Genomic DNA, 1,622 nt, shown 5'->3' on the forward strand with positions numbered 1-1,622 from the left:
TCCCTCCCGATGTTCAGCTTGCGTCGCGGCGCGGCAGGGCGTCCTGCCGGATCATGTCCGCCGCCTTTTCCCCGATCATGATGCAGGGCGCGTTGGTATTGCCCGAGGTGATCGTGGGCATGACCGAGCCGTCCGCCACACGCAGCCGCCCGATGCCATGCACCCGCAGCCGCGGATCCACCACCGACAGCGCGTCGCGCCCCATCCGGCAGGTGCCGACCTGGTGCCAGCCGCAATTGCCGTGGGCCCTGATGTGCTCGAGCAGCGCCTCGTCCTCCTGCACCGCCGGCCCCGGCAGCCGCTCGGCCACCACGCGGGCCGCCACCGGGTCGCGGGACATGATCTCGCGCATCCGCCGCAGGCCCAGGACCGTGCGCCGCCCGTCGTCGGGGTCGGAAAGGTAGTTCGGCTGGAAGGCCGGCGCCGCCAGAGGGTCGGGCGATCTCAGCGACACATGCCCGCGCGAGCCGGGGTTGAGCAGCACCACCCCGGCGCTGACGCCGGGAAAGCCGTCCACCATCACCGCCCCCTTGGGATGGAAGGTGTAGGACACCGGCCGCAGCACCATCTGCAGGTCCGGCTGCGCCAGCGCGTCCGAGCTGCGCGCGAACACCGCCGAGGCCGAGACCGACAGGGCCAGCAGCCCGCGCCGCGCCAGCAGGTATTTGACCCCCTCGACGTATTTCCCCAGCCCGCGCAGGGCGTCGTTGTAGGAACTGCCCCGCGTCACCTCCCAGATCATCGGGCCGAACCAGTGGTCCTGCAGGTTCCGGCCCACGCCCGGCAGGTCGCGCGCGACCGCGATGCCCTGCGCCGCCAGCATCCGCCCCTCGCCGATCCCCGACAGCATCAGCAGATGCGGCGAATTCAGCGACCCGGCCGAGACCACGATCTCGCGCCGGGCGCGGATCACATGGCGCCGGTCGCCCTGCAGGATCTCGACGCCGGTCGCCTCGCCCCGCTCGACCAGGATGCGCAGCACGCGGGTCTTGCGCATCACGGTCAGGTTGCGCCGGTGCAGGACCGGCTTGACGAAGGCGGTGTAGCTGGTCTCGCGCCGGCCGTCGCGGATGGTGTGCTGGTGGAAATCCGCGCCCTCATGGGGCGGGGCGTTCAGGTCGCCGACGCGCGGGACGCCGGCATTCTCGGCGGCGCGCAGGTAGTCCTCGATCGTGGGGTGCTTCTGGCGCGGGTCGCTGACCCGCAGCGGGCCGTCGCCGCCGTGGAACGCGCTGGCGCCGCGGCTGTTCGATTCGGACTTGATGAAATAGGGCAGCACCTCGTCCCAGCCCCAGCCCTCGGCGCCCAGCGCGGCCCAGCGGTCGAAGTCCAGCGGGTGGCCGCGCATGTAGACCATGCCGTTGACGGCGCCGGTGCCGCCTTCGGTCTTGCCGCGCGGCCAGTAGATGCTGCGGCCGTTGATCTCGGCGCCCGGCTCGGTGAAATAGGCCCAGTTGATCGCCTTTTCCAGGAACAGCCGCCCCATCCCGGCCGGCGCATGCACCCAGAAGCGGTCGGCATGGCCCCCAGCCTCCAGCAGCAGAACCTGGTTGCGACCATCCTCCGACAGGCGGCTCGCAACCACGCTCCCAGACGAACCAGAGCCAATCACGATGTAGTCG

1 protein-coding gene is annotated in these 1,622 nt (G+C 71.1%); it reads right to left on the bottom strand.

What is annotated here, in order from left to right:
• Positions 1-13: 13 nt before the first annotated feature.
• The coding region (locus IT40_RS26375) for a GMC family oxidoreductase (RefSeq protein ID WP_036761473.1) at positions 14-1,622 on the bottom strand (1,609 nt) is incomplete at its 5' end.

Source organism: Paracoccus versutus, assembly GCF_000763885.1.
In the GTDB taxonomy this organism is placed as follows: domain Bacteria; phylum Pseudomonadota; class Alphaproteobacteria; order Rhodobacterales; family Rhodobacteraceae; genus Paracoccus; species Paracoccus versutus.